Source organism: Burkholderia sp. MSMB1588 (assembly GCF_001546925.1).
Taxonomy (GTDB): Bacteria; Pseudomonadota; Gammaproteobacteria; order Burkholderiales; family Burkholderiaceae; genus Burkholderia; species Burkholderia humptydooensis.
The window spans coordinates 2,521,692-2,547,614 of record NZ_LNJS01000001.1 but is presented as its reverse complement, the minus strand read 5'-3'; the positions used below and the strand labels follow the sequence as shown (position 1 = coordinate 2,547,614).

The 25,923-nt window shown below is 67.9% G+C and carries 22 protein-coding genes and 1 pseudogene; 17 read left to right on the top strand and 6 right to left on the bottom strand.

Annotation, left to right across the window (positions count from 1 at the left end; all coding sequences use genetic code 11):
• Positions 1–12: 12 nt before the first annotated feature.
• Positions 13–1,023 (bottom strand): LLM class flavin-dependent oxidoreductase, encoded by a 1,011-nt coding sequence (locus WS92_RS23250; RefSeq protein WP_059933950.1) that lies wholly within the window; start codon positions 1,021–1,023, stop codon positions 13–15.
• Between the two features lie 676 nt (positions 1,024–1,699).
• On the opposite strand from WS92_RS23250, the gene hpnI reads away from it, so the two are divergent.
• The 15 genes and pseudogenes from hpnI to astE all read left to right on the top strand — a co-directional run bounded on the left by hpnI (position 1,700) and on the right by astE (position 18,687).
• Positions 1,700–2,878: a bacteriohopanetetrol glucosamine biosynthesis glycosyltransferase HpnI gene (gene hpnI, locus WS92_RS23245; protein WP_006025841.1), complete on the top strand. Its 1,179-nt coding sequence runs from the start codon at positions 1,700–1,702 to the stop codon at positions 2,876–2,878.
• Positions 2,879–2,991: 113 nt separating this feature from the next.
• Entirely contained in the window at positions 2,992–4,413 is a 1,422-nt protein-coding gene (gene hpnJ / locus WS92_RS23240; protein ID WP_015600896.1) for a hopanoid biosynthesis associated radical SAM protein HpnJ, read from the top strand.
• Positions 4,414–4,416: 3 nt separating this feature from the next.
• Positions 4,417–5,306, top strand: a pseudogene (hpnK, locus tag WS92_RS23235) (hopanoid biosynthesis-associated protein HpnK).
• Positions 5,303–6,349: a lysylphosphatidylglycerol synthase domain-containing protein gene (locus WS92_RS23230; RefSeq protein WP_006025844.1), complete on the top strand. Its 1,047-nt coding sequence runs from the start codon at positions 5,303–5,305 to the stop codon at positions 6,347–6,349. Before hpnK ends, WS92_RS23230 begins: the two are co-directional and overlap by 4 nt.
• Before the next feature lie 274 nt (positions 6,350–6,623).
• Complete coding sequence (locus WS92_RS23225) at positions 6,624–7,214, top strand: hypothetical protein (protein WP_006025845.1); 591 nt, start codon at positions 6,624–6,626, stop codon at positions 7,212–7,214.
• A gap of 278 nt (positions 7,215–7,492) precedes the next feature.
• Positions 7,493–8,182 carry an ABC transporter permease gene (gene hisQ / locus WS92_RS23220; RefSeq protein ID WP_059933946.1) on the top strand — a complete coding sequence of 230 codons (690 nt, stop codon included), beginning with the start codon at positions 7,493–7,495 and terminating at the stop codon, positions 8,180–8,182.
• Positions 8,179–8,892 carry an ABC transporter permease gene (locus tag WS92_RS23215; RefSeq protein WP_015600859.1) on the top strand — a complete coding sequence of 238 codons (714 nt, stop codon included), beginning with the start codon at positions 8,179–8,181 and terminating at the stop codon, positions 8,890–8,892. The genes hisQ and WS92_RS23215 overlap by 4 nt, the downstream gene beginning before the upstream one ends.
• Positions 8,893–8,913: 21 nt before the next feature.
• Positions 8,914–9,708 carry an ABC transporter ATP-binding protein gene (locus WS92_RS23210; RefSeq protein ID WP_059933943.1) on the top strand — a complete coding sequence of 265 codons (795 nt, stop codon included), beginning with the start codon at positions 8,914–8,916 and terminating at the stop codon, positions 9,706–9,708.
• Positions 9,709–9,735: 27 nt separating this feature from the next.
• Entirely contained in the window at positions 9,736–10,773 is a 1,038-nt protein-coding gene (locus tag WS92_RS23205; protein ID WP_009913099.1) for a GlxA family transcriptional regulator, read from the top strand.
• Positions 10,774–11,424: 651 nt separating this feature from the next.
• Positions 11,425–12,660, top strand: coding sequence for an aspartate aminotransferase family protein (locus tag WS92_RS23200; protein WP_006025851.1), 1,236 nt, complete (start codon positions 11,425–11,427; stop codon positions 12,658–12,660).
• A 55-nt stretch (positions 12,661–12,715) separates the two neighbouring features.
• Positions 12,716–13,786: an arginine/ornithine succinyltransferase subunit alpha gene (aruF, locus tag WS92_RS23195; RefSeq protein WP_006025852.1), complete on the top strand. Its 1,071-nt coding sequence runs from the start codon at positions 12,716–12,718 to the stop codon at positions 13,784–13,786.
• Positions 13,783–14,832 (top strand): arginine N-succinyltransferase, encoded by a 1,050-nt coding sequence (gene astA, locus WS92_RS23190; RefSeq protein WP_059933939.1) that lies wholly within the window; start codon positions 13,783–13,785, stop codon positions 14,830–14,832. Before aruF ends, astA begins: the two co-directional genes overlap by 4 nt.
• A gap of 4 nt (positions 14,833–14,836) precedes the next feature.
• On the top strand, positions 14,837–16,300 hold the full coding sequence (astD, locus tag WS92_RS23185; RefSeq protein WP_059933936.1) for a succinylglutamate-semialdehyde dehydrogenase: 1,464 nt from the start codon (positions 14,837–14,839) through the stop codon (positions 16,298–16,300).
• 13 nt (positions 16,301–16,313) lie between these two features.
• Positions 16,314–17,654, top strand: coding sequence for an N-succinylarginine dihydrolase (gene astB / locus WS92_RS23180; protein WP_015602093.1), 1,341 nt, complete (start codon positions 16,314–16,316; stop codon positions 17,652–17,654).
• Positions 17,638–18,687 (top strand): succinylglutamate desuccinylase, encoded by a 1,050-nt coding sequence (gene astE, locus WS92_RS23175; RefSeq protein WP_015600221.1) that lies wholly within the window; start codon positions 17,638–17,640, stop codon positions 18,685–18,687. Before astB ends, astE begins: the two co-directional genes overlap by 17 nt.
• A 51-nt stretch (positions 18,688–18,738) precedes the next feature.
• Here the strand turns inward: astE and WS92_RS23170 are convergent, their stop codons facing one another.
• Positions 18,739–19,350 carry a glutathione binding-like protein gene (locus tag WS92_RS23170; protein ID WP_015600175.1) on the bottom strand — a complete coding sequence of 204 codons (612 nt, stop codon included), beginning with the start codon at positions 19,348–19,350 and terminating at the stop codon, positions 18,739–18,741.
• A 120-nt stretch (positions 19,351–19,470) separates the two neighbouring features.
• Between WS92_RS23170 and WS92_RS23165 the strand changes: the two genes are divergently transcribed.
• Complete coding sequence (locus WS92_RS23165) at positions 19,471–20,379, top strand: LysR family transcriptional regulator (protein ID WP_015602333.1); 909 nt, start codon at positions 19,471–19,473, stop codon at positions 20,377–20,379.
• A 265-nt stretch (positions 20,380–20,644) separates the two neighbouring features.
• Positions 20,645–21,439 carry an ABC transporter substrate-binding protein gene (locus WS92_RS23155; RefSeq protein WP_015601439.1) on the top strand — a complete coding sequence of 265 codons (795 nt, stop codon included), beginning with the start codon at positions 20,645–20,647 and terminating at the stop codon, positions 21,437–21,439.
• Positions 21,440–21,618: 179 nt separating this feature from the next.
• On the opposite strand, the gene WS92_RS23150 is transcribed toward WS92_RS23155, so the two are convergent.
• The 4 genes from WS92_RS23150 to cyoB form a co-directional block, all read right to left on the bottom strand.
• Entirely contained in the window at positions 21,619–22,782 is a 1,164-nt protein-coding gene (locus WS92_RS23150) for a fatty acid desaturase (protein WP_231755982.1), read from the bottom strand.
• A 189-nt stretch (positions 22,783–22,971) separates the two neighbouring features.
• Positions 22,972–23,304: a cytochrome o ubiquinol oxidase subunit IV gene (gene cyoD / locus WS92_RS23145; RefSeq protein WP_006025861.1), complete on the bottom strand. Its 333-nt coding sequence runs from the start codon at positions 23,302–23,304 to the stop codon at positions 22,972–22,974.
• Entirely contained in the window at positions 23,305–23,910 is a 606-nt protein-coding gene (cyoC, locus tag WS92_RS23140; protein WP_059933927.1) for a cytochrome o ubiquinol oxidase subunit III, read from the bottom strand.
• Positions 23,910–25,922 (bottom strand): cytochrome o ubiquinol oxidase subunit I, encoded by a 2,013-nt coding sequence (gene cyoB / locus WS92_RS23135; protein ID WP_059933924.1) that lies wholly within the window; start codon positions 25,920–25,922, stop codon positions 23,910–23,912. Before cyoB ends, cyoC begins: the two co-directional genes overlap by 1 nt.
• Between the last annotated feature and the right edge of the window lies 1 nt (position 25,923).

The following is a 25,923-nucleotide window of genomic DNA, read 5'->3' as shown; positions in this document are numbered from 1 at the left end:
GTCTTCCCCCCATCACCCCCCGGCTTCGTCGCGAAGCTCGTCGCGCACCTGCGCGGCGAGCTGGTACGACCGCACCCGCGCGCCGTGATCGAAGATCTGCGCGGCGACGATCAGTTCGTCCGCGCCCGTCTGCGCGATCATCCGCCGCAGCCGCTCGCGCACGGTGTCGCGCGAGCCGACCGCCGCGAACGACAGCGCGTGCGCGACGCTCGCGAGCTCCTGCTCGGTCGCGCCGAGCGCGTCGAGCGATTCGACGGGCGGCGGCAGTTGCCCGGGCGTGCCGCGCCGCAGATTCAGGAACTGCTGCTGCAGCGACGTGAAGAGGCGGCGCGCGTCGTCGTCGGTGTCGGCGGCGAACACGTTCACGCCGACCATCGCATACGGTTTCGCGAGCGCGGCGGACGGCCGGAATTGCGCGCGGTACACGTCGAGCGCGCGCATCAGATAGTCCGGCGCGAAATGTGACGCGAACGCGAACGGCAGCCCGAGCATCGCGGCGAGCTGCGCGCTGAAGAGGCTCGAGCCGAGCAGCCAGACCGGCACGTCGAGCCCCGCGCCCGGCACCGCGCGCACGCGCTGGCCGGGGGCGGGCGCGGCGAAGTAGCGCTGCAGCTCGACGACGTCGTCCGGGAACGAATCGGCGCTGCCGATCAGGTCGCGGCGCAGCGCGCGGGCCGTCGTCTGATCGGTGCCGGGCGCGCGCCCGAGACCTAGATCGATGCGGCCCGGATACAGCGACGCGAGCGTGCCGAACTGCTCGGCAATCACGAGCGGCGCGTGGTTCGGCAGCATCACGCCGCCCGAGCCGACGCGGATCGTCTGCGTCGCGCCCGCGACGTGGCCGATCACGACGGCGGTCGCCGCGCTCGCGATGCCGGGCATGTTGTGGTGCTCGGCGAGCCAGTAGCGGCGATAGCCGAGACGCTCGGCATGCCGAGCGAGATCGGCGGAGTGGCGAAACGCCTGGGCGGCGTCGGCGCCGGCGGGAATCGGCGCGAGGTCGAGAACGGAAAACGGGATCATGGCGACGGCGGAACGAATGGCATGGGGACGGAACGCGGGCCGGCGCATGCGCCGCTGCCCGGCGATGATGCGCGCACGCAACAGATGGCGTCGATTGTGCCAAGGCGTTCCGGATCGCGTCGGAGGCCGGAAAGATATCCCTGACGGCGGCAGGGGCGAAAGAGGGTGTCGACGTGACGCGGCGCCTCGCGAAAGATTGTTCTGTAATAGACTGTAATCGTAAGAAACCCGACGAAATAAGCGAGGATTTGACTCGAATATTTCATCTGGTACAAAAAATCACAGAAACCCTTACGTTTTGGACAGCGCGCGTCCTGCAAAGCGCTTACGCTAACAATGGAGCAATTGCGCGGAAATTGACCGTATCTGCGTGGATCTGCCGTTCAGAAACAGTGCTTTTCAACATGCGCGGCAAGCGTTGCCGGCTTGTCGCTGCTAAAATTCGCGGCCTACGCACCAATCGCGCTCACGGATTCCGTTCTATTCTCCCTGCGCTTGCAGCGAAAAGCCGCACGAGGAGCCTCGGGATAGCGGCCGCCAGGCCGGTTCCGGTGCGTTGCGCGTCGTTGAAAGTGCAAGCCAGTCAGAAAGGAGTTGGGATCGTGTTCGAAATCGTCCCCGCCGCAGCATCGCATCCCCGTTTCGCCCGCCGCCCGATCGTCCGGAGGCGCGCGGCATGACGGAATCGCTTTCCATCGTCGGTTGGGTGTTGCTCGCGCTCGTTTGCGCATCGTGCGGCTATGCGGCGCTCGCCGCGTTCGCGCCCGCGCCGCGCGTGCCCCGTACGGCCGCGCGCGACGGCTTCGAGCCCGTGAGCGTGCTCAAGCCGCTGTGCGGATCGGAGCCGCATCTCTATGAAAACCTCGCGACCTTCTGCGAGCAGCGGCATCCGCGCTATCAGTTGCTGTTCGGCGTCGCGTCGGCCGCCGATCCGGCCGCAGCCGTCGTGCGCCGGCTGCAGGCCGACTATCCCGATAGCGATATCGAGCTCGTGATCGACGCGCGCGTGTACGGCTCGAACCTGAAGGTCAGCAATCTCGTCAATCTCGCCGAGCGCGCGCGCCACGGCCGCATCGTGATCGCCGACAGCGACATCGCGGTCGAGCCCGACTATCTGACGCGCGTGAGCGCGCCGCTCGCCGATCCGTCGGTCGGCGTCGTCACTTGCCTGTATCATGCGCGCAGCGTCGGCGGCTTCTGGACGCGGATCGGTGCGCAGTTCGTCGATGCGTGGTTCGCGCCGTCGGTCCGGATCACCCATCTCGGCGGGTCGAGCCGGTTCGGGTTCGGCGCGACGCTCGCGTTGACGCGCGCGACGCTCGACGCGATCGGCGGCTTCAAGGCGCTGAAGGACGAGCTCGCGGACGACTACTGGCTCGCCGAGCTGCCGCGCCGCCTCGGGCGGCGCACGGTGCTCTCCGAGGTGAACGTGGCGACCGACGTCGCGGAGCCGTCGTTCGCGCCGCTGTGGCTGCGCGAGACGCGCTGGCTGCGCACGATCCGCTCGCTGAATCCGGCGGGCTTCGCCTTCCTGTTCATCACGTTCACCGCGCCGTGGCTCGCGATCGGCGCGGCGCTCGCGGCGTGGCTCGGCCCGGCGTCGGCGGCGGGCGCGACGGCCGCCGCGGCGGCCGCGATCGGCGCGCTCGCGCGGCTTGCGCTGCACGCGCGCGGCTCGGCCGGATGGCGCGCGTTCTGGCGGGACTTGCCGCTCGTGCCGGTGCGCGACGCGCTGCTCGCGCTCGAATGGCTCGTCGCGGCGTTCGGCACGCAGGTCGTGTGGCGGGGCGCGCGGATGACGGTCGTCGGCGGCGACGCGCGCGCGACGGTCGTGGAAGCGGGCGACGGGCGCTGACGGGCGCCGGGCACTCATGCCGGATGCGCGGGCGGCGGCGGGCCGTCCGCGGTTTTTCGAAACATTTGTACTGGAACGAATTGATATCTATGCAGCAGGCTACCGGAGCATTCATGAAAACGCTGTTCTTGCAGGCACCGTCGTACGACGGCTTCGACGGCGGCGCGGGCTCCCGCTACCAGGCGAAGCGCGAGATCCGATCCTTCTGGTATCCGACCTGGCTCGCGCAGCCGGCTGCGCTCGTGCCGGGCAGCCGCGTCCTCGACGCGCCCGCCGACGGCCTGTCGGTCGAGGAGACGCTCAAGATCGCGCAGGACTACGATCTCGTGATCATCCACACGAGCACGCCGTCGTTCCCGACCGACGCGATGTTCGCGGAAGACCTGAAGAAGATGAAGCCGTCGATGCTCGTCGGCATGGTCGGCGCGAAGGTCGCGGTCGATCCGCACAACTCGCTCGCCGCGACGGAAGCGATCGATTTCGTGTGCCGCGAGGAATTCGACTACACGTGCAAGGACATCGCGGCAGGCTTGCCGTTCGCCGAGATCCTCGGGATGAGCTACCGCGCGAAGGACGGCTCGATCGAGCACAACGGAGCGCGCCCGATGATCGAGAACATGGACGAGCTGCCGTTCGTCGCGCCCGTCTACAAGCGCGACCTGAAGATCGACAACTACTTCATCGGCTATCTGAACTACCCGTACGTGTCGATCTACACGGGCCGCGGCTGCCGCTCGAAGTGCACGTTCTGCCTGTGGCCGCAGACGGTCGGCGGCCATCGCTACCGCACGCGCTCGGTCGAGAGCGTGCTCGCGGAAGTGAAGTGGATTCGCGACAACATGCCGGAAGTCAAGGAGATCATGTTCGACGACGACACGTTCACCGACTTCAAGCCGCGCGTCGAGGAAATCGCACGCGGGCTCGGCAAGCTCGGCGTCACGTGGTCGTGCAACGCGAAGGCGAACGTCCCGTATTCGACGCTGAAGATCATGAAGGAGAACGGCCTGAGGCTGCTGCTCGTCGGCTACGAGTCGGGCGACGACCAGATCCTGCTGAACATCAAGAAGGGCCTGCGCACCGACATCGCGCGCCGCTTCAATGAAGATTGCAGGAAGCTCGGCATCAAGATCCACGGCACCTTCATCCTCGGCCTGCCGGGCGAGACGAAGGAAACGATCAAGAAGACGATCGAGTACGCGAAGGAAATCAATCCGCACACGATCCAGGTGTCGCTCGCCGCGCCGTATCCTGGCACGCGCCTGTACAACCAGGCGATCGAGAACGGCTGGATGGAAGAGAACAAGACGATCAACCTCGTCAGCAAGGAAGGCGTGCAGCTCGCCGCGATCGGCTATCCGCACCTGCCGAAGGAGGAGATCTATCACGAGCTCGAGCACTTCTATCGCGAGTTCTACTTCCGCCCGTCGAAGATCTGGGAAATCCTCCGCGAAATGCTGACGAGCTGGGAGATGATGAAGCGCCGTTTGCGCGAGGGCGTCGAGTTCTTCCGTTTCCTGCGCGCGCATGAGGCGTGATCGGTGGCGGCTTCCGGCGCGGCGCCGCGTGCGCTGATCTTCACGGCGGACGACTTCGGCCTGCATGAGCGGGTCAATGCGGCCGTCGAGCGCGCGCACCGCGACGGCGTGCTCTCGGCCGCGAGCCTGATGGTCGGCGCGCCGGCCGCGCGCGACGCGGTCGAGCGCGCGAAGCGCCTGCCGTCGCTCGCCGTCGGCCTGCACGTCGTGCTTGCCGACGGGCCCGCGACGCTGCCCGCGCGCGAGATCCCCGCGCTCGTCGGTCCCGACGGGCGCTTTCGCGACGCGATGGCGAAGGACGGTTGCCGCTTCTTCTTCCTGCCGCATGTGCGGGCGCAACTGCGCCGCGAGATCCGCGCGCAGTTCGACGCGTTCGCGGCGACCGGGCTCGCGCTCGATCACGTGAACACGCACAAGCATTTCCATCTGCATCCGACCGTGCTGTCGATGATCGTCGACATCGGCCGCGAGTTCGGGCTCTCCGCGATGCGGCTGCCGTGCGAGCCGTCGACGCCGTTCTGGCTGAAGCCGTGGATCGCGCTCGTGCGCGCGCGGCTCGACCGCGCGGGCATCGCGCACAACGATTACGTCGTCGGCATCGAGCACTCGGGCGCGATGGACGAGGCGGCGCTGCTCGCCGCGCTCGCGAAGCTGCCCGCGGGCGTCGGCGAGATCTATTCCCATCCGGCCGAGGCGGGCGACGGCCCGATCACGCCGTCGATGCGCGACTACCGGCCGGCCGACGAGCTCGCCGCGCTGCTGTCGCCGCGCGTCGCGGCCGCGGTGCAGGCGGCGGGCGTCGCGTGCGGCGGCTTCGCCGACGTGTTCGACGGCGGCGCGCGCGCACGGATGCCGCGCGCGGCGCGCGGATGAGCGGAGCGCAGCCGTCATGACCCGCTGGATCAAATGGCTCGGCTGGCCGATCGGGATTGCGATCCTGCTCGCGCTCGTCGTGCGCGAGGGCGTCGGCGACGTCGGCCGCGTGATCGGCCAGGCCGGCTTCGCGCTGCTGTGGCTCGTGCCGTTCCACGGGCTGCCGCTGCTGCTCGACGCGCACGCGTGGCGTCTGCTGCTCGACAAGCGCGCGTCGCTGCCGTTCCTCTGGTGGATCGCGACCGTGCGCGAGGCGGTGAACCGGCTGTTGCCCGTCGTCGGCGTCGGCGGCGAGATCGTCGGCATCCGGCTCGCGCGCTGGCGCGTGCCCGATGCGAGCCGCGTGACGGCGTCGGTGATCGTCGAGGTGCTCGTGACGATCGCCGTCCAGTACGCGTTCGCCGCGCTCGGGCTCGTGCTGCTGCTCGCCGCGACGCAGGAGAGCGTCGGCGCGAGGACGATCGGCGTCGGGCTCGTGCTGTCGCTGCCGATCCCCGTGCTCGGATTCGTGCTGATGCGGCGCGGCGGCGTCTTCCATGCGATCGAGCGCTTCGCGAGCCGGCTGCTCGGCGATTCGCACCGGCTGTTGCAGGGCGTCGACGGCAAGCGCCTCGACGCCGACATCGATGCGCTGATGTCGCGCGCGGGCCTGCTGTTCCGCGCGTTCTTCTGGCAGCTCGCGGGTTATGTCGCCGGCGCGCTCGAGATCTATTGGGCGCTCGCGCTGCTCGGCCATCCGGTGTCGATCGGCGGCGCGATCGCGATCGAGGCGATGACGCAGGCGGTGCGGCATGCGGCGTTCATGGTGCCGGGCGGTCTCGGCGTGCAGGAGGCGACCGTCGTGCTGCTCGCGCAGATGTTCGGCGTCGGCCGCGAGGCGGCGCTGTCGCTCGCGCTCGTCAAGCGCGTGCGCGAGCTGCTGTTCGGCGCGCTTGCGCTCGGGTCGTGGCAATTCGTCGAGCTGTCGCGCACGCGGCGGCGGATTCGCAGCCATGCGCGGCGCGCGGCGCGCGTCGCGGCCGCCGAGGCGCGGCGCGAGCGGCAGGCCGAGCCCATGCTGTGAGCGCGCGGCCGAGCGGCGGGGCGCTTTCGTTCGGGCGTTGACTCGCGGGCGCGGCGGATCGATGCTCCGGTGGCTCAAAGCCTCAAAGGCGCGGGCCTCGTGCGCGCCCAGTGCTTCCGTCGGTGGCGATCCCCCGGCCATGCGGTCGACGGGTTTCCGATTTTCCTCCTTTCCCGCCCCGGCCCCCGGGGGGGAATCGCCCGCCCGCTCGCCGCGCCGAATTGCGCTTTCCGTGTGCGACGGCCGCGGTGCGGTATGCTTGCGCGCGTGTTCGATGTCACGCGCGAAGACGCGCCGTTTCCCGATGACGATGTTCCGATTCCGTATCCTCCCTGTCGCGATGCTCGGCGCGGCGCTCGCGCTCGCCGGTTGCGACGATCAGCAAAGCGAGCAGACCGTGCAGCGATTCAAGGATTTCTTCAACGCGATCAAGCCCGCGCCGCTGTTCCTCAAGGGGCTCACGCCCGGCGTGACGACCGAGGCCGAGATCCGCAGCCAGATGGGGCGGCCCGAGACGGAGCGCGCCTACACCGACGGCTCGAAGCGGCTCGAATACCCGCGCGGCCCGATGGGCAACGAGACGTACATGGTCGACATCGACGCGAACGGCCGCTTCGTCGCCGCGACGCAGGTGCTGACGGCCGCGAACTTCGCGAAGATCCGCTCGGGCATGACGCAGGACGAGGTGCGGCGTCTGCTTGGCAAGCCGACCGAGGTCGCGCGCTACCCGCTCAAGCCGGAGACGGTGTGGAGCTGGCGCTGGCTCGAGGACGGCGTCAATCAGGACGCGTTCTTCAACGTCCATTTCGGGCCGGATGGGCTCGTCTACACGACTTCGCGCTCCGACATCCTGAAGGGGCACTGAGCGCCGCTCGCCCGCCGACCCCGTCGGCTCTATCGCAAAAGCGACCCGAAACTTGCAAAAAAGCCGCAGACGGCGCGCGGCCGGCAACGCACGGAACCGACGTTTACCCCGCTAAAACAGTGCTGTGCGCGCCGCGCGCGGCGGCGTCGGTGCGATGTTGCAACGCAGCATCGCGCGTCACCGCCATTTGAGCGGTTTTTTTTCGCTTGCGACTATCCGCGTCAAACCGGCGCAGTCATCCGCGCGCCGTTCCCCCCCTCACGATCACGGAGACAAGCGTGTTCCTATACGGCTTTGGTCCGCTCATCTGGGCGGGCACCGTGCAGACGATCGAGCTGTCGGTGCTGTCGCTCGCGGCGGCGGTGCTGCTCGGCCTCGCCGGCGCGATCGCGAAGCTCTCGCACAATCGCGTGCTGCGCGCGATCGCGACGGGCTACACGACGCTCATCCGCTCGGTGCCCGATCTCGTGCTGATGCTGCTGCTGTTCTACAGCATCCAGATCTGGCTCAACAAGTTCACCGATCTGATGAACTGGGATCAGATCGACATCGATCCGTTCGTCGCCGGCGTGCTGACGCTCGGGTTCATCTACGGCGCGTATTTCACCGAGACGTTCCGCGGCGCGTTCCTCGCGGTGCCGCGCGGTCAGCTCGAGGCGGGCAGCGCGTACGGGATGGGCGGGATGCGCGTGTTCGTGCGGATCATGTTTCCGCAGATGATGCGCTTCGCGCTGCCCGGCATCGGCAACAACTGGCAGGTGCTCGTGAAGGCGACCGCGCTCGTGTCGATCATCGGTCTCGCCGACATCGTGAAAGCCGCGCAGGACGCGGGCAAGAGCACGTTCAACATGTTCTTCTTCATTCTCGTCGCGGCGCTCGTCTATCTGGCGATCACGACGGCCTCCAATCTCGTGCTCAAGCAGCTCGAGAAGCGTTATTCCATCGGCGTGAGGCACGCGGAACTATGATCGAGATTCTCCAGGAATTCGGGCGCGCGTTCCTCTACTGGGACGGCCAGCGCGTGTCGGGGCTCGCCGTCACGCTGTGGCTGCTCGTCGCGTCGATCGCGATCGGCTTCGTCTGCGCGGTGCCGCTCGCGGTTGCGCGGGTGTCGAAGAAGCGCTGGCTGTCGACGCCCGTGCGCTTCTACACGTACGTGTTCCGCGGCACGCCGCTCTACGTGCAGTTGCTCCTCATCTACACGGGGATGTACAGCCTCGCGTTCGTTCGCGATCACGCGTTCCTCGACGCGTTCTTCAGGAGCGGCTTCAACTGCGCGATTCTCGCGTTCGCGCTGAACACCTGCGCGTACACGACCGAAATCTTCGCGGGCGCGATCCGCGCGATTGCGCACGGCGAGGTGGAGGCGGCGCGCGCGTACGGAATGGGCCCGTTCACGATGTATCGCCGGGTGATCCTGCCGTCTTCGCTGCGCCGCGCATTGCCGCTCTACAGCAACGAGGTGATCCTGATGCTGCACGCGACGACGGTTGCGTTCACGGCGACCGTGCCCGATATCCTGAAGGTCGCGCGCGACGCGAATTCGGCGACGTACATGGCGTTCCAGTCGTTCGGAATCGCCGCGCTGATCTATCTTGCGGTATCGTTCGCACTCGTCGCGGCCTTTCGTCGGGCCGAGCGCCACTGGCTCGCGTATCTCGCGGCCGGCCGTCATTGATTTCACTCCAGGGAGAGCCAGTTGGCAGAGACCACGACCACGAATGCCGCGTGCAAGCTCGAGGCACGGGACATCCACAAGCGCTACGGCGACAACGAGGTGCTCAAGGGCGTGTCGCTGAACGCGAAGGCGGGCGACGTGATCAGCATCATCGGCGCGAGCGGCTCGGGCAAGAGCACGTTCCTGCGCTGCATCAACTTCCTCGAGCGGCCGAACGCGGGTCAGATCGTCGTCGACGGCGAGACGGTGCGCACGAAGACCGATCGCGCGGGCAATCTCGAAGTCGCCGATCACAAGCAACTGCAGCGGATTCGCACGAAGCTCGCGATGGTGTTCCAGCACTTCAATCTGTGGTCGCACATGAACGTGCTGGAGAACGTGATGGAAGCGCCCGTGCACGTGCTGGGGATTTCGAGGCGGGAGGCGGAGGGGCGCGCGCGCGAATATCTGGAGAAGGTCGGTCTCGCGCCGCGGGTGGAGAAGCAGTATCCGTCGCATTTGTCGGGCGGCCAGCAGCAGCGCGTCGCGATTGCGCGCGCGCTGGCGATGCACCCGGACGTGATGCTGTTCGACGAGCCGACGTCGGCGCTCGATCCGGAGCTGGTCGGCGAAGTGCTGAAGGTGATGCAGAAGCTCGCGGAGGAAGGGCGGACGATGATCGTCGTCACGCACGAGATGGGCTTTGCGCGCAACGTGTCGAATCACGTGATGTTTCTGCACCAGGGTCGCGTCGAGGAGGAAGGCGCGCCTGCCGAGGTGTTCGGCGGCACGAAGAGCGAGCGCCTGAAGCAGTTCCTGTCGGGCAGCCTCAAGTAACGGCCGACGCGGCAGGTCGTGACGTCCGTGAATCGCCCAGGCAGCCCCGCGCGCACGATACAGGTGGCGATCGTTGCATTGCCGCCCGTGTCGATGTCGGGTGTCGGGCCGATCGTCGACGCGCTGAATCTCGCGAACGAGATCGACGGGCGTTTGCTGTACCGCTGGCGGGTGTGCTCGTGGGACGGACGTGCGGTGCCGCTTGCGGGCGGCGCGCAATGGCACGCGGACGCGGCGTTCAACGATGCGATCGTCTGCGACTGGCTGATCGTCGTGAGCGAGCGGTTCCAGCAGTTCGCCGACTATCGGCTTTTTCTCGCGAGCCTCGCGCGGGTCGGCCAGCGCACGCCGCTCGTGACGGGCATCCATCACGGCGTATGGTGGCTCGCGATGGCGGGGCAACTGTCGGGCTACCGGGTCAGCGTGAACTGGGAGACGTACCAGCAGTTCGCCGAACAGTTCGAGCGCTCGATCGTCACGCAGCAGATCTTCGAGATCGACCGCGATCGCGCGACATGCGCGGGCGGCCAGGCGAGCGTCGACTTCATGCTGGCGATGATCGGCCGCGACCAGGGGCCGGAGCTGGCGGAGCGGATTGCGGATGCGCTCGGCACGGGGCCGCTCAGAAGCGGCGAGGCGCGCCAGCGGATTCCATTCGTGACGGCGCCGGGCGAGCGGCACCCGCGGTTGAACGATGCGTTGCTGCTGATGGAGGCGAACATCGAGGACCCGCTCGCGACCGACGAGATTGCGGGGCTCGTCGGCGTGTCGCGCAGGCAGCTCGAGCGGCTCTTCAGACAATATCTCGGCGCGATGCCGTCCAAGTATTACCTCAATTTGCGGCTCCTGAAGGCCCGCACGCAGTTGCAGCGCACGAGCAAGTCCGTCGTGCAGGTGAGTCTTGCTTGTGGGTTTTCTTCTGCTGCGCATTTCTCCAATGCTTATCGGGAGCGGTTCGGGGTGACGCCGCGTGAAGATCGGCGGGCCTGGCTCGAGAAGCAGCATGGGGGCGTCGAGCCGCCTCGGGCGGGGGCGCTGGTCGAGCGGCCCAGCGATGGGGATTGAGTGGTCGTCGGGGCGTTTTTTTGTGGCAGTTTTTGGCGTTGCTTTTGGGGGGCGTGAATGGCCTGTGATGTTTTCGGTCTATTGGCGTTGCCCCTCCCCGGGGCGGGGGTCACTTTTCTTTGTCTTGCCAAAGAAAAGTAACCAAAAGAAAGGCGCTTTTTCGGCCCCGGCCTACGTTGCCAGGCTCCAGCAAACTGGCACAGCCCCTAACGAGTCGCGTCAGACAAGAACGCCAAGGGGATCGCGCAGGATCGGTGTCGTCGAACCGTTCACCAGAGCGGTATACCTCCCGCCGCTCCATCCTCGCTGCGCTCGGACGATGGGTACAGCGAATCGAGCGGGAAAGCTGGCGGGAAGAGGAAGCGTAGCTCCCTTTGCTGTCCGCCCAAGGACGCGCCTTTCTTTTGGTTACTTTTCTTTGGCAAGACAAAGAAAAGTGACCCCCGCCCCGGGGAGGGGCAACGCCAATGGACCGAAAACATCACAGGCCATTCACGCAACACACACAAATGACCGACCAAGAAACCATCCCCCACCGAAAAAGGTGGCAAAAGCCCCCTCCGATAAATCCCGTCGCAATTGCGCAAGACGCATCCCGCGACGTTGCCTAAACTTGAATCTGTTACCTCTTACGAAACGAAAGGAATCGTCATGAAGAGCCCGAACGTGTCCCGTCAGACTTTCGATGAAGTGATGGTGCCGGTGTTCTCGCCCGCGCCGTTCGTCCCCGATCGCGGCGAGGGCTCGCGCGTCTGGGACACGGAAGGCCGCGATTATGTCGATTTCGCCGGCGGCATCGCCGTCACCGCGCTCGGCCACGGTCATCCGGAACTCCTCAAGGTGCTCGACGAGCAAAGCCGCAAGCTCTGGCACATCGGCAACGGCTACACGAACGAGCCCGTCCTGCGCCTCGCGAAGCGTCTCGAATCGCTCACGTTCGCCGACCGCGCATTCTTCGCAAACTCCGGCGCCGAAGCCAACGAGGCCGCCCTCAAGCTCGCGCGTCGCGTCGCGTTCGAACGCCACGGCGCCGACAAGTACGAAATCGTGTCGTTTCTCCAGTCGTTCCACGGCCGCACATTCTTCACCGTCAGCGTCGGCGGCCAGTCGAAGTACTCCGAAGGCTTCGGCCCCGTGCCGGAAGGCATCAAGCATCTGCCGTTCAACGACATCGCCGCCGCCCAGGCCGCGATCGGCCCGAGGACCTGCGCGGTCATCGTCGAGCCGATCCAGGGCGAGGGCGGCGTCATTCCCGCCGATCCCGCCTTCCTCGAGGCGCTGCGCGAAGCGTGCGACGCGCACGGCGCACTCCTCATCTTCGACGAAGTGCAAACGGGCGTCGGCCGCACCGGCCACTTCTACGCGTACATGGACACGGGCGTCACACCCGACATCCTGACCACCGCGAAGGCGCTCGGCAACGGCTTCCCGATCGGCGCGATGCTCACCACCGAAGCGCTCGCCGCGCACTTCAAGGTCGGCGTGCACGGCACGACATACGGCGGCAATCCGCTCGCGTCGGCGATCGCCGACAAGGTCGTCGAGCTCGTCAGCGATCCCGCGCTCCTCGAAGGCGTCAACGAACGCAGCGCGCGCCTCACGGCCACGCTCGAAAAAATCAACGCGCGCTTCAAGCTCTTCAAGGAGGTTCGCGGCAAGGGCCTCCTGATCGGCGCCGAGCTCGTCGACGCACTCGACGGCCGCGCGAAGGACTTCGTGTCGGCCGCGGCCGAGCACGGCGTCATCATGCTGATCGCCGGCCCGAACGTGCTGCGCTTCGCGCCGTCGCTCGTGATTCCGCTCGACGTGCTCGACGAAGGCCTCGCGCGCTTCGGGAAGGCCGTCGAGCAGGTGCTCGCCGCGCAAGCCGAAACCGCGTCGCGCTAAGCCGACCCTGAGCCGCCCCCAAGCAGCCCAATCGCTGACGTAGACAGGAACGACGATGCTCTTCGTACGCCCCGGCAAACTCGCCGATCTCGACGCGCTCGCGCAGATGGCGCGCACCGCGCAACCCGTGCTGCACTCGCTGCCGCACGACCGCGCGGCGCTCGAAGCGCGCGTCGCGCTTTCCGAGGACTCGTTTCGCGCGGAAGTCGACTTCCCCGGCGAGGAGTTCTATCTGTTCGTGCTCGAGGACAGCGCCACAGGCAAGCTGCTCGGCACCGCGAGCGTCGTCGCCGCGGCCGGCTACTCGGAGCCGTTCTACGCGTTTCGCAACGACGCGCTGATCCACGCGTCGCGCGAGCTGCACGTGAACCGCAAGATCCACGCGCTCACGATGTCGCACGAATTGACGGGCAAGAGCCGGCTCGCCGGCTTCTATGTCGATCCGTCGCTGCGCGGCGACGCCGCCGCGCACCTGCTCTCGCGCGCACGGATGATGTACATCGCCGCGAATCGCAACCGCTTCACGCCCGAGGTGTTCTCGCTGCTGCTCGGCGTCACCGACGAGACGGGCGCGTCGCCGTTCTGGGAAGCGGTGGGCCGCAAGTTCTTCGGGCGCGACTTCGCGGCGGTCGAGATCGAATCGGGCGGCCGCAGCCGCACGTTCATCGCCGAAGTGATGCCGACCTATCCGCTCTATGTGCCGCTCTTGCCCGAAGCTGCGCAACGCGTGCTCGGCGAGCCGAACGAGCATGCGCTCCTCGCGTACGACATCCATCTCGAAGAAGGCTTCGAGCCGGACCGCTATGTCGACATCTTCGACGCCGGCCCCGTGCTGACCGCGCAGGTCGACCGCACCGCGTGCGTGACGAAGCACGCCGATCGCACGGTGCGCGAGGCGGCGCGCGCGCACGGCGGCGCCACGTATCTGCTGTCGAGCGGGCGCGGCGACGCGTTCCGCTGCGTGCTCGCGGACTTGCCCGCCGACAGCGCCGACGCGCCGCTGCCCGCCGATGCGCGCACGGCGCTCGGCGTCGCCGACGGCGACACGGTGCGCTGCGTGCCGCTGCATCAGCGCGACGGCCAACCGGTGGACCAACCGACGGACCAACCAGGAGACGCAGCATGATCGTCGTTCGGGTCGTACAAACGGGCGACGTGGACGCGCTCGTCGCGCTCGCGCAGGAAACCGGACCGGGCCTCACCACGTTCAAGCCGGACCGCGACGCGCTCGCCGCGCGCATCGAGCGCACGCGCCGCACGCTCGGCAATCTCGCGACGCCCGCCGAAGCCGGCTACTTCTTCGTGATGGAGGATTCGCAGTCGGGCGACATCGCCGGCGTATGCGGCATCGAAACCGAAGTCGGCCTCGCGCAGCCGTTCTACAACTACCGCGTGAGCACCGTCGTCCACGCGAGCCAGGATCTCGGCGTGTGGACGAAGATGTCGCTGCTGAACATCTCGCACGACCTGACGGGCTACGCGGAAGTGTGCTCGCTGTTCCTGAGCCCGCGCTACCGCACGGGCGGCGTCGGCGGCCTCCTGTCGCGCTCGCGCTTCATGTTCATCGCGCAGTTTCGCGAACGCTTTCCGGAGCGCATCTGCGCGGAGCTGCGCGGGCACTTCGACGACGACGGCACGTCGCCGTTCTGGCGCGCGGTCGGTTCGCATTTCTATCAGATCGACTTCAACGCCGCCGACTATCTGAGCTCGCACGGCCGCAAGTCGTTCCTCGCGGAGCTGATGCCGCGCTTTCCGGTGTACGTCGACCTGCTGCCGCAGGACGCGCAGGACGTGATCGGCGTCACGCACCGCGACACGCTGCCCGCGCGCAAGATGCTCGAAGCGGAAGGGCTGCGCTATCAGAACCATGTCGACATCTTCGACGCGGGCCCCGTGCTCGAATGCCACGTGTCGGATCTGCGCACGGTGCGCGAGAGCGTCGTCGTGCCGGTCGCGATCGGCTCGCGCGAAGGGCACGAAGGGCGCGAAGGGCAAGACAACGCGCCGCGCTCGCTCGTGTCGAACACGTCGCTCACCGATTTTCGCGTCGGCATCGCGCCGGGGCTCGTCGACGAAGGCGCGTTCACGCTGTCGGCCGAGGACGCCGCCGCGCTGCGCGTGAGCGCGGGCGATCCCGTGCGCGTGCTGCCGCTCAAACCGAAACAGGGATAACGAAATGACTGAACTCTTCATCGACGGCGCCTGGCGCGACGGCGCGGGCCCCGTCTTCGCTTCGCGCAACCCCGGCACGAACGAGCGCGTGTGGGAAGGCGCGAGCGCGTCGGCGGAAGACGTCGAGCGCGCGGTCGCGAGCGCGCGCCGCGCGTTCGCCGCGTGGTCCGCGCTCGATCTCGACGCGCGCTGCGCGATCGTCAAGCGCTTCGCCGCGCTCCTCGTCGAGCGCAAGGAAGCGCTCGCGACGATGATCGGCCGCGAGACCGGCAAGCCGCTGTGGGAGGCGCGCACCGAGGTTGCGTCGATGGCCGCGAAGGTCGACATCTCGATCGCCGCATATCACGAGCGCACCGGCGAGAAGCGCACGCCGATGGCGGACGGCGTCGCGGTGCTGCGGCACCGTCCGCACGGCGTCGTCGCGGTGTTCGGTCCGTACAACTTTCCGGGCCACCTGCCGAACGGGCACATCGTGCCCGCGCTCATCGCGGGGAACACTGTCGTGTTCAAGCCGTCGGAGCTCGCGCCCGGCGTTGCGCGCGCCACCGTCGAGACCTGGCGCGACGCGGGGCTGCCCGCGGGCGTGCTGAACCTCGTGCAGGGCGAGAAGGACACGGGCGTCGCACTCGCGAACCATCGGCAGATCGACGGCCTCTTCTTCACCGGCAGCTCGGACACGGGCACGCTGCTGCACCGGCAGTTCGGCGGCCGGCCCGAGATCGTGCTCGCGCTCGAGATGGGCGGCAACAATCCGCTCGTCGTCGCCGACGTCGAGGACATCGACGCGGCCGTTCACCACGCGATCCAGTCGGCGTTCCTGTCGGCGGGGCAGCGCTGCACGTGCGCGCGCCGGATCCTCGTGCCGCACGGCGCGTTCGGCGAGCGCTTCCTCGCGCGCTTCGCGGACGTCGCATCGAAGATCACGGCCGACGTCTACGACGCCGATCCGCAGCCGTTCATGGGCGCGGTGATCTCCGCGCGCGCGGCGTCGCGCCTCGTCGCCGCGCAGGCGAAGCTCGTCGGGCTGGGCGCCGCGCCCATCATCGAGATGAGGCAGCGCGATCCGGCGCTCGGCTTCGTCAACGCGTCGATCCTCGACGTCACGCCCGTGCGCGAGCTGCCCGACGAGGAGCACTTCGGCCCGCTTGCGCAGATCGTTCGCTACACCGATCTCGACGATGCGATCGCGCGCGCGAACGACACCGCGTTCGGCCTGTCGGCGGGCCTGCTCGCCGACGACGAAAAAGCCTGGGACACGTTCCGCCGCGCGATCCGCGCCGGCATCGTGAACTGGAACCGGCCGACCAACGGCGCGTCGTCGGCGGCGCCGTTCGGCGGCGCGGGCCGCTCGGGCAACCATCGCCCGAGCGCGTACTACGCGGCCGATTACTGCGCGTATCCGATGGCGTCGGTCGAGAGCGCGCAATTGCAGATGCCCGCGAGCCTGTCGCCGGGCCTTCATTTCTGAGCAGGATGCGACGATGAACGCTAAGGAAGCCAATTTCGACGGGCTCGTCGGCCCGACCCATAACTACGCGGGGCTGTCGTTCGGCAACGTCGCGTCGCTGTCGAACGAGAAGTCCGACGCGAACCCGAAGGCGGCCGCCAAGCAGGGGCTGCGCAAGATGAAGCAGCTCGCCGACCTCGGCTTCGCGCAGGGCGTGCTGCCGCCGCAGGAGCGGCCGTCGCTGCGCCTGTTGCGCGAGCTCGGCTTCTCCGGCAAGGACGCCGACGTGATCGCGAAGGCCGCGAAGCAGGCGCCCGAGCTGCTCGCCGCCGCGAGCTCCGCGTCGGCGATGTGGACCGCGAACGCGGCGACGGTGAGCCCGTCCGCCGACACGAGCGACGGCCGCGTGCACTTCACGCCGGCCAACCTGTGCAGCAAGCTGCATCGCGCGATCGAGCATGAAGCGACACGCCGCACGCTCGCCGCGATCTTCGCGGACGAAACGCGCTTCGCGGTGCACGACGCGTTGCCCGGCACGCCGGCGCTCGGCGACGAGGGCGCCGCGAACCACACGCGCTTTTGCGCGGAATACGGCGCGCCCGGCGTCGAGTTCTTCGTGTATGGCCGCGCCGAATATCGCCGTGGGCCGGAGCCGACACGCTTCCCGGCGCGCCAGACCTTCGAGGCGAGCCGCGCGGTCGCGCATCGCCACGGCCTGCGCGAGGCGGCGACGATCTACGCGCAGCAGAGCCCGGACGTGATCGACGCGGGCGTGTTCCACAACGACGTGATCGCGGTCGGCAACCGCGACACGCTGTTCTGCCACGAGCGCGCGTTCGTCGACAAAGCGGCCGTGTACGACGCGCTCACCGCGTCGCTCGGCGCGCTCGGCGCGCGGCTGAACGTGATCGAGGTGCCGGATCGCGCGGTGAGCGTCGCCGACGCGGTGGGCTCGTACCTGTTCAACAGCCAGTTGCTCACGCGCGAGGACGGCCAGCAACTGCTCGTCGTGCCGCAGGAGTGCCGCGAGAACGCGAACGTAGCCGCGTATCTCGACGCGCTCGCCGCCGGCAACGGGCCGATTCGCGACGTGCGCGTGTTCGATCTGCGCGAGAGCATGAAGAACGGCGGCGGGCCCGCGTGCCTGCGGCTGCGCGTCGTGCTGAGCGACGACGAGCGCGCGGCGGTGAAGCCGAACGTGTGGATCGGCGACACGTTGTTCGCGTCGCTCGACGCATGGATCGACAAGCACTACCGCGACCGGCTGTCGCCCGCCGATCTCGCCGATCCCGCGCTCCTCGACGAATCGCGCACCGCGCTCGACGAACTGACGCACATTCTCGGCCTCGGCTCGCTCTATGACTTCCAGCGCTGATCCCGGCCGCGACGCCGCCTGGCTCGACGATTTCCTCGCGCTGACGCTCGCGGGCGAAGCGCCGCGCGCGGATGCGGGCGAGTGCGCGGCGCACGCGGTGCGCTGGCGCTGGCTCGGCGACGGCCTGCTGCAGCTCGAGCCTGTCGACGCGGCGCAGCGCATGCAGAGCGTGCTCGTTTCGGCGGGCGTGCACGGCGACGAGACCGCGCCGATCGAGCTGCTGTCGATGCTCGTGCGCGACATCGCGCGCGGCGCGCTGCCGCTGCGCTGCCGGCTCCTCGTCGCGCTCGGCAATCCGGGGGCGATGCGCGCGGGCGAGCGCTATCTCGACGACGATCTGAACCGGCTGTTCGGCGGCCGGCACGCGTCGCTCGCGACGAGTCGCGAAGCGCCGCGCGCCGCGCAACTGGAGGCGGCCGCGTCGGCGTTTTTCGCGACGGCGGGCCGCGCGCGCGGCGCGCGCTGGCACATCGACATGCACACGGCGATCCGCGCGTCGGTCTTCGAGCAGTTCGCGCTGCTGCCGCACACGGGCGAGCCGCCGACGCGCACGATGTTCGAGTGGCTAGGCGAAGCGAAGATCGCGGCGGTGCTGCTGCATACCACGCGGGGCAGCACGTTCTCGCACTTCAGCGCGCAGACGTGCGGCGCGCTCGCGTGCACGCTCGAGCTCGGCAAGGTGATGCCGTTCGGCGCGAACGATCTGTCGCGCTTCGCGCCTGCCGACGCGGCGGTGCGCAATCTCGTGTCCGGCCGCCGCGAAGCGGCGCGCGGGGTGCTGCCGCGCGTGTTCACGGTCGTCGACCAGATCACGAAGCGAAGCGATGCGCTCGAACTGTTCGTCGCGAAGGACGTGCCGAATTTCACGCCGTTTGAGCAGGGCACGCTGCTCGCGCGCGACGGCGATTACCGCTACGCGGTGCGGCACGCGCAGGAGCGCATCGTGTTTCCGAATCCGTCGGTGAAGCCCGGCCTGCGCGCGGGGCTGCTCGTCGTCGAGACGACGCGCGACACATACGCGGCGCTCGCGTGAAGCGCGGGACACACCGGGCCCGGCCCGATCCGGCCCGGCGTGTCTCGCGCGTCAGCGGCCGAGACCTTCGGCCGCGAGCGCCTCCTTGACCTTCGGCCGCGCGGCCACCCGCTCCATGAACGCGACGAGATGCGGGTACGGCGCGAGCGGGATGCGCAGGAGATTCGACCAGTTCGCGACCGCGAACAGATAGGCATCCGCGACCGTGAAGCCGCCCGTCAGATAGTCGCGCGTCGCGAGATGCGCGTCGACTTCCTTCAGGCGACGGTCGAGCTTGTCGAGACATTGCTGCCGCGTCGAGTCGGCGGTGTCGGCGCGAAAGAGCCACGGGCTGTACGTCTTGCCCAGCTCGGAGCTGACGAACGTCAGCCATTCGATCACCTCGTAGCGCGCCGCCGTGCCGTGCGCGGGAATCAGCGCGCCGGCGCCCGCGAGGTCGCCGACGCGCTGCAGCAGCGCGGCCGCCTCGGTATGGCGCGTGCCGTCGTCGAGCTCGACGAGCGGCACGTAGCCGCGCGGCGACACCGCGTAGTAGTCGCTGCCGTCGGACGCGATGCGATGCTTCGACAGATCGACCTTGACGCTTTCGAACGGCAGGCCGGCTTCGGTGAGCGCGATGCGGATGGCGAGCGAGCATGCGCCGGGCGAGTAATAGAGCTTCATGAGTGAGCGTTTCCTTGTCGTGACGATTGAGCCGGGGAGGGCGGCCGCGACGGCGCGCCCGGAATACGCCGTTAAAATAGCAGCGACCGACTCCGGCGATAACCGGCAAGACGCCAAACGATGCATGCAGAAACGCAATACGAACTGACGGCCATCGACATGCAGACCGTGCTCGCGCTCGTGCGCGCGGGCACGCTCGCGGAGGCGGCGCGACGAATGAATCTCGATGCGTCGACCGTGTTCCGCACGGTGCAGCGCATCGAGCGCGGCCTCGGGCAGCGGCTCTTCGAGCGCTCGAAGCGTGGCTACCGGCCGACGCCGCTCGGCAGCCGGCTCGCGCAGCACGGCGAGCGGATCGAGGCGGAGCTCGACGCCGCGCGCGTCGCGGCGGGCACGGATACGGCCGCGCTGACGGGCACGGTCCACGTGACGACGACGGACAGCGTGCTGTCCGGGCCGCTGCTGAACGCGCTCGGCGGGCTTGCCGCGCGGCATCCGGCGCTGCGCTTCGATCTCGACACGAGCAACGGCCTCGCGAGCCTCACGCGGCGCGACGCGGACATCGCGGTGCGCGCGACGAAGCGCGCGCCCGGGCATCTGATCGGCCGCGCGGTCGGCCCGTTGCGCATCGCGGTGTTCGCGCACGCGTCGAGCCCGCTGCGCGCCGGCGATTTCGACGCGCTCGCGCAATGCGATTGGGCGGCGCCCGACCTCGCGCTGTCGAACCATCCGTCGGTGGGCTGGCGCCGCCGCCGCTATCCGGACGTCGAGCCGCGCTATCGCGTGAACAGCGTCGTGTCGGTGTGCGAGCTCGTCGCGGCGGGCCTGGCGATCGGCGTGCTGCCGATTTTTCTCGCGAAGGCGTACCCAGGCATCCGGCGGCTCAGCCCGCCGCTCGACGACGCGCAATCGCAGCTCTGGGTGCTCGCGCATCCGGACGCGCGTCATCTGCCGCACGTGTCGGCCGTCTACTCGCATCTGTGCGCGGCGCTTGCCGACGCGCTCGCCGACGACGGCGGCGACGCATAGCCGGGCGAGCGCGGCGCATGCACGCCTTGCGCGATTGCGACATCCTCTTGCGACTTCCGCCCGGGCCGCGCGGCGCATGCGTCGCGGCGGCGCTCGAGCGAGGGTTCGACGGCTCGGCCCGCGCGAGACGGTACAATCGCGACCTTGCGGCTGTTGCGCCGCATCACGGCCGCCCCGCGCGTTTGTCCGGAAATTTCGGCGCTGCAATGATGCGGCGGTCCGGTCGTTGACTGACATTGTTCGTTCAAAGCGAGGAGAACACCTGATGAAGTTGAACTGGCGGAAGATGGCCGCGCACGCGGTGGTGACGGCCACGGCCCTGGCGGCAGGCAGCGCGTTCGCCGCCGACCTGAAGGAAATCCGCTTCGGCGTCGAGGCGTCGTATGCGCCGTTCGAGTACAAGACGCCGGACGGCAAGCTGGCGGGCTTCGACATCGACATCGGCAACGCGGTGTGCACGAAGCTGAAGGTCAGGTGCGTGTGGGTGGAGAACGCGTTCGACGGCCTGATCCCGGCGCTGCAGGCGCGCAAGTTCGACGCGATCAACTCCGACATGACGATCACCGAGCAGCGTCGGAAGGCGATCGATTTCACCGATCCGATCTACACGATCCCGAACCAGTTGATCGCGAAGAAGGGCAGCGGCCTGCTGCCGACGGTGGCGTCGCTGAAGGGCAAGCGCATCGGCGTGCTGCAAGGCACGATCCAGGAAGCGTATGCGAAGAAGCGCTGGGCGCCGGCGGGCGTCGAAGTCGTGCCGTACCAGACGCAGGATCTCGCGTATGAAGACCTGAAGTCGGGCCGCCTCGACGCGACGTTCCAGGATTCGGAAGCCGGCGCGAAGGGCTTCCTGTCGAAGCCGCAGGGCGCGGGCTTCGCGTTCGCGGGCGATCACGTGAGCGATGCCGAGATCCTCGGCACGGGCGTCGGCTTCGGTCTGCGCAAGAACGACGCGCAACTGAAGAGCGCCGTCAATCAGGCGCTGAAGGAACTGAAAGCCGACGGCACGATCGACGGCCTCGCGAAGAAGTACTTCAGCGTGCCCGTGACGCTCAAGTAATGCGCCCGGCGGGCGGCTTGCCGCCGCGCGGCGATGGGCTCGAACCGGCCGGCCGCGCAAGCGGCCGGTCTTGTTTCAGGGGCGTGGTGCGGCAGCGTGGGGCGATCGCCGCGAGTGGGCGAGCGGCGAGCGAGCGACGGGCGCAGCCATGCGGCCGCGCAGCCACGTAGCCGCCGGCGTCACGCGCCGCTCAGCCCGTTCGGCGTGTCGATCGGCCGCTGCTCGGCCATCGGCGCATCCGCGCGCAGATGCGCGTCGCTCGTCGCGCGGCCGCGATAATCGGTCCAGCACTTGCGATCGGTATCGTAGAGCTTGCAGCGCCGCGCGGTGTCGAAGTACCAGCGCCAACTGAAGTGCTGCACGACGATGCGCCCCGGCAGCATCGCCTCGAGCTTCGCCTGCGCGTCCTTCAGCCCGTACAGCGGAATGCTCATGTCGACGTGGTGCGCGGTGTGCTCCATGATGTGATGCAGCAGGCCGCCGATGCCGTACGAGAACGTGAGGTGCAGCGTCGTCGACACGAACGGCGCGGCGCGCGACCACTCGGCGCGGTTCGCGTGCCACGAGATGCGCGGATCGGTGTGGTGAACGTAGACGACGAAGCCGATCATCGAGCACCAGAACAGGAACGGCACGGCAACGCCCGTGACGAGCAGCAGGAGCGTCGACTGCTGCGTCGCCGCGGCGATCCAGACCACCGCGCCGATCCACAGCGCGGCGAAGCCCGTGACGAGCAGGCAGTCGCGCCGGAAGATCGGCCGCGACGCGCCGAGGTAGACCTTCGTCGGAAAGTACATCCGCAGCCACCAGATTTCGACGAGATAGTAGAGCCCCGGCGCCCAGCCGCTGCGATAGATGCGATCGAGGAAGCGCTGCGTGGGCGACAGCGCCGCGTATTCGTCGGGCGTGCGCGGCGCCCATACGAAATCGAAACCTTTCAGGTTCGTGTAGCCGTGGTGGACGACGTTGTGGCCGACCTCCCACAGGCTGTACGGCGTGAGCGACGGCAGGAACGCGATGCGGCCGAGCCAGCGGTTGAGCCGGTGATTCGGCGTGAGGCTCTGGTGGCATGCATCGTGGCCGATGATGAAAAGACGCCCGGTGATGAAGCCGGCCGCCATCCCGCAGACGATCTTCACGATGCTCGACGCGGCGAGCAGCGCGCCCGCCAACGCGGCGAGGAGCAGCAGATAGTCGACGGCGAGCAGCACGATCGAGCGCGCGATCACGCGTTCGCCGAACGGCGTGATCCATGAGCGGATGACCTTGCGGTGCGGCATCGGCTCGTCGACGCGAATGGGGTTGGAAGAGTCGTTCATGGAATCGATCACACAAAGAGACATCGATGCGCCGTTTCCCCTTGCTCCGCGTTCCGCGGCGAAATCGCGGCGGCGGGCGAGGGCGGCGCGACGCGTCCGGCAAGCAAACAAGCGGCCGGCCCGCGCGGGAATCGAACCCCCGCGCGATCCGGCTGCAACAAAAGCAATGCCGTCCCGTGCGGGACGGCATCGGCGACAGGCAAAACGGCTCGCCTATCGGGACATCATGTTCATGCCGACGTTGTGCATGACCCAGACCGTGCCGAAGATCAGGATCAGCGCGGTCAGCACCGTGTAGCTGAACGCCATCACGTTCCAGCGCTGGCTCGATGACGTGTTCATGTGCAGGAAGTACACGAGGTGCACGACGATCTGCACGGCGGCGAGCACGGCGAGCGACACGAGCGCCTCGCGCGGCGGCAGCACGCCGCCCATCACGAGGCCGAACGACGCGGCCGTGAGCAGCACCGACAGCAGGAAGCCCGCGATATAGCCGCCGACGGTGCCGTGCGCTTCATCGCCGTGGGAAGGATGCGAATGGGCCATTTAGATCACGCTCGCAAGATAGACAAAGGAAAAGACGCAGATCCAGACGATGTCGAGGAAGTGCCAGAAGAGGCTGAGGCAGGTGAGCCGGCGGATGTCGCGCTCGGTCAGCTCGGGGCGGCGCAGCGCCTGCGCGGCGAGCACGACCATCCACAGGAGGCCCGCCGTCACGTGCAGCCCGTGCGTGCCGACGAGCGTGAAGAACGACGACAGGAACGCGCTGCGCTGCGGTCCCGCGCCCTCGGCGATCAGGTGCGAGAACTCGCGCAGTTCCATCGCGAGGAACGCCGCGCCGAGCACGAACGTCACCGCGAGCCAGCCGAACACCGCGCCGCGCTGCCGCTTGTGCGCGCCGATCATCGCGAAGCCGTACGTGATGCTCGAGAGCAGCAGCGCGGCGGTTTCGAGCGCGACGCCGGGAATGTCGAACAGATCCCGGCCGGTCGGGCCGCCCGCGAACTGGTTGCCGAGCACCGCGAACGTCGCGAACAGCGCGGCAAAGAGCACGCAGTCGGTCATCAGGTACAGCCAGAAGCCGAACACCGAATGCGACGGCGGATGATCGTGCGATGCCGCGTGGTCGAGCATCATCGTGTCGTGCGACATCAGTTGGCCTCCAGTTCGACTTCGGCCGGCTGCGCGGCAACGCGCGCGCCGGCGCGCTTTTCTTCGATCTTGCGGACGGTGTCGGCCGGGATGTAGTAGCCGTCGTTGTCGCCCGCGCTATACAGGACCACCGTCGCGACGATGCCGACGAGCGACGCGATCGCGAGCCACCAGATATGCCAGACGAGCGCGAAGCCGAGCACGAGGCTGAGCACGCCGATGACGAAGCCCGCACCCGTGTTCGACGGCATGTGGATGTCCTGGTAGACGACGTTCTTGCCGGCGCCGATGCCGATGCCGTGCTCCTTGCGGTATGCGAGCTCGTCGAGCGCGTGCACGGTCGGGATCACCGCGAAGTTGTAGACGGGGGGCGGCGACGACGTCGCCCATTCGAGCGTGCGGCCGCCCCACGGGTCGCCCGTCGTGTCGCGATAGCCGGGCTCATTGCGGTTGCGCACCGCAACCCACACCTGCGCAACCTGGTGCAGCACGCCGATCGCGATCAACGCGACGCCGCACGCGGCGACGATGAGCCACGGATGCCATGCGGGGTTGTCGTAGTGGTTCAGGCGGCGCGTCATGCCCATGAAGCCGAGCACGTAGAGCGGCACGAACGACACGTAGAAGCCGATGAACCAGCACCAGAACGCACGCTTGCCAAGCTTTTCGTCGAGCTTGAAGCCGAACGCCTTCGGGAACCAGTAGTGGAAGCCGGCGAGATAGCCGAACACGACGCCGCCGATGATCGCGTTGTGGAAGTGCGCGATCAGGAACAGGCTGTTGTGCAGCACGAAGTCCGCGCCCGGAATCGCCATCATCACGCCCGTCATCCCGCCGAGCGTGAACGTCACCATGAAGCCGATCGTCCACAGCACGGGCGCGGTGAACTCGATGCGGCCGCGGTACATCGTGAACAGCCAGTTGAAGATCTTCACGCCGGTGGGGATCGCGATCACCATCGTCATGATCCCGAAGAACGCGTTCACGTTCGCGCCCGAGCCCATCGTGAAGAAGTGGTGCAGCCACACGAGGAACGCGAGCACCATGATCACGCACGACGCGTAGACCATCGTCTTGTAGCCGAACAGCGGCTTCTTCGAGAACGTCGCGATCACTTCCGAATAGATGCCGAACGCGGGCAGCACGAGGATGTACACCTCCGGATGGCCCCACGCCCAGATCAGGTTCAGGTACACCATCGCGTTGCCGCCGGCGTCGTTCGTGAAGAAGTGCATGCCGAGGTAGCGGTCGAGCGCGAGGAGGGCGAGCGCAACCGTCAGGATCGGGAACGTCGCCATGATGAGGACGTTCGAGCAGAGCGCAGTCCACGTGAACACGGGCATCTTCATCATCGTCATGCCGGGCGCGCGCATCCGCAGGATCGTCACGAAGAAGTTGATCGCGGTGATCAGCGTGCCGACGCCGGATATCTGCAGCGCCCACAGGTAGTAGTCGACGCCCACGCCCGGGCTGAACTGCAACTCCGACAGCGGCGGATACGCGAGCCAGCCCGTCTGCGCGAACTCGCCGACGATGAGCGACACGTTCATCAGCAGCGCGGCGACGGCCGTCATCCAGAAGCTCAGCGAGTTCAGGAACGGGAACGCGACGTCGCGCGCGCCGATCTGCAGCGGCACGATCAGGTTGAAGAGCCCGACGAGCAGCGCCATCGCCATGAAGAAGATCATGATGACGCCGTGCGCGGTGAAGATCTGGTCGTAGTGGTGCGGCGGCAGATAGCCGGGGCCGTTGTACGCGAGCGCGAGCTGCAGGCGCATCATCACCGCGTCCGCGAAGCCGCGCAGCAGCATCAGCACTGCGACGATGATGTACATCACGCCGATCTTCTTGTGGTCGACCGACGTGAGCCACTCGGTCCATAGCCATTTCCAGCGCTTCGTGTAAGTCAGCGTGCCGACGACCGACAGCGCGACGAGCGCCATGAACGCGGCCGCGCCCATGACGATCGGCTGATCGAACGGGATGGCAGAAAGCGTCAATTTACCGAACATG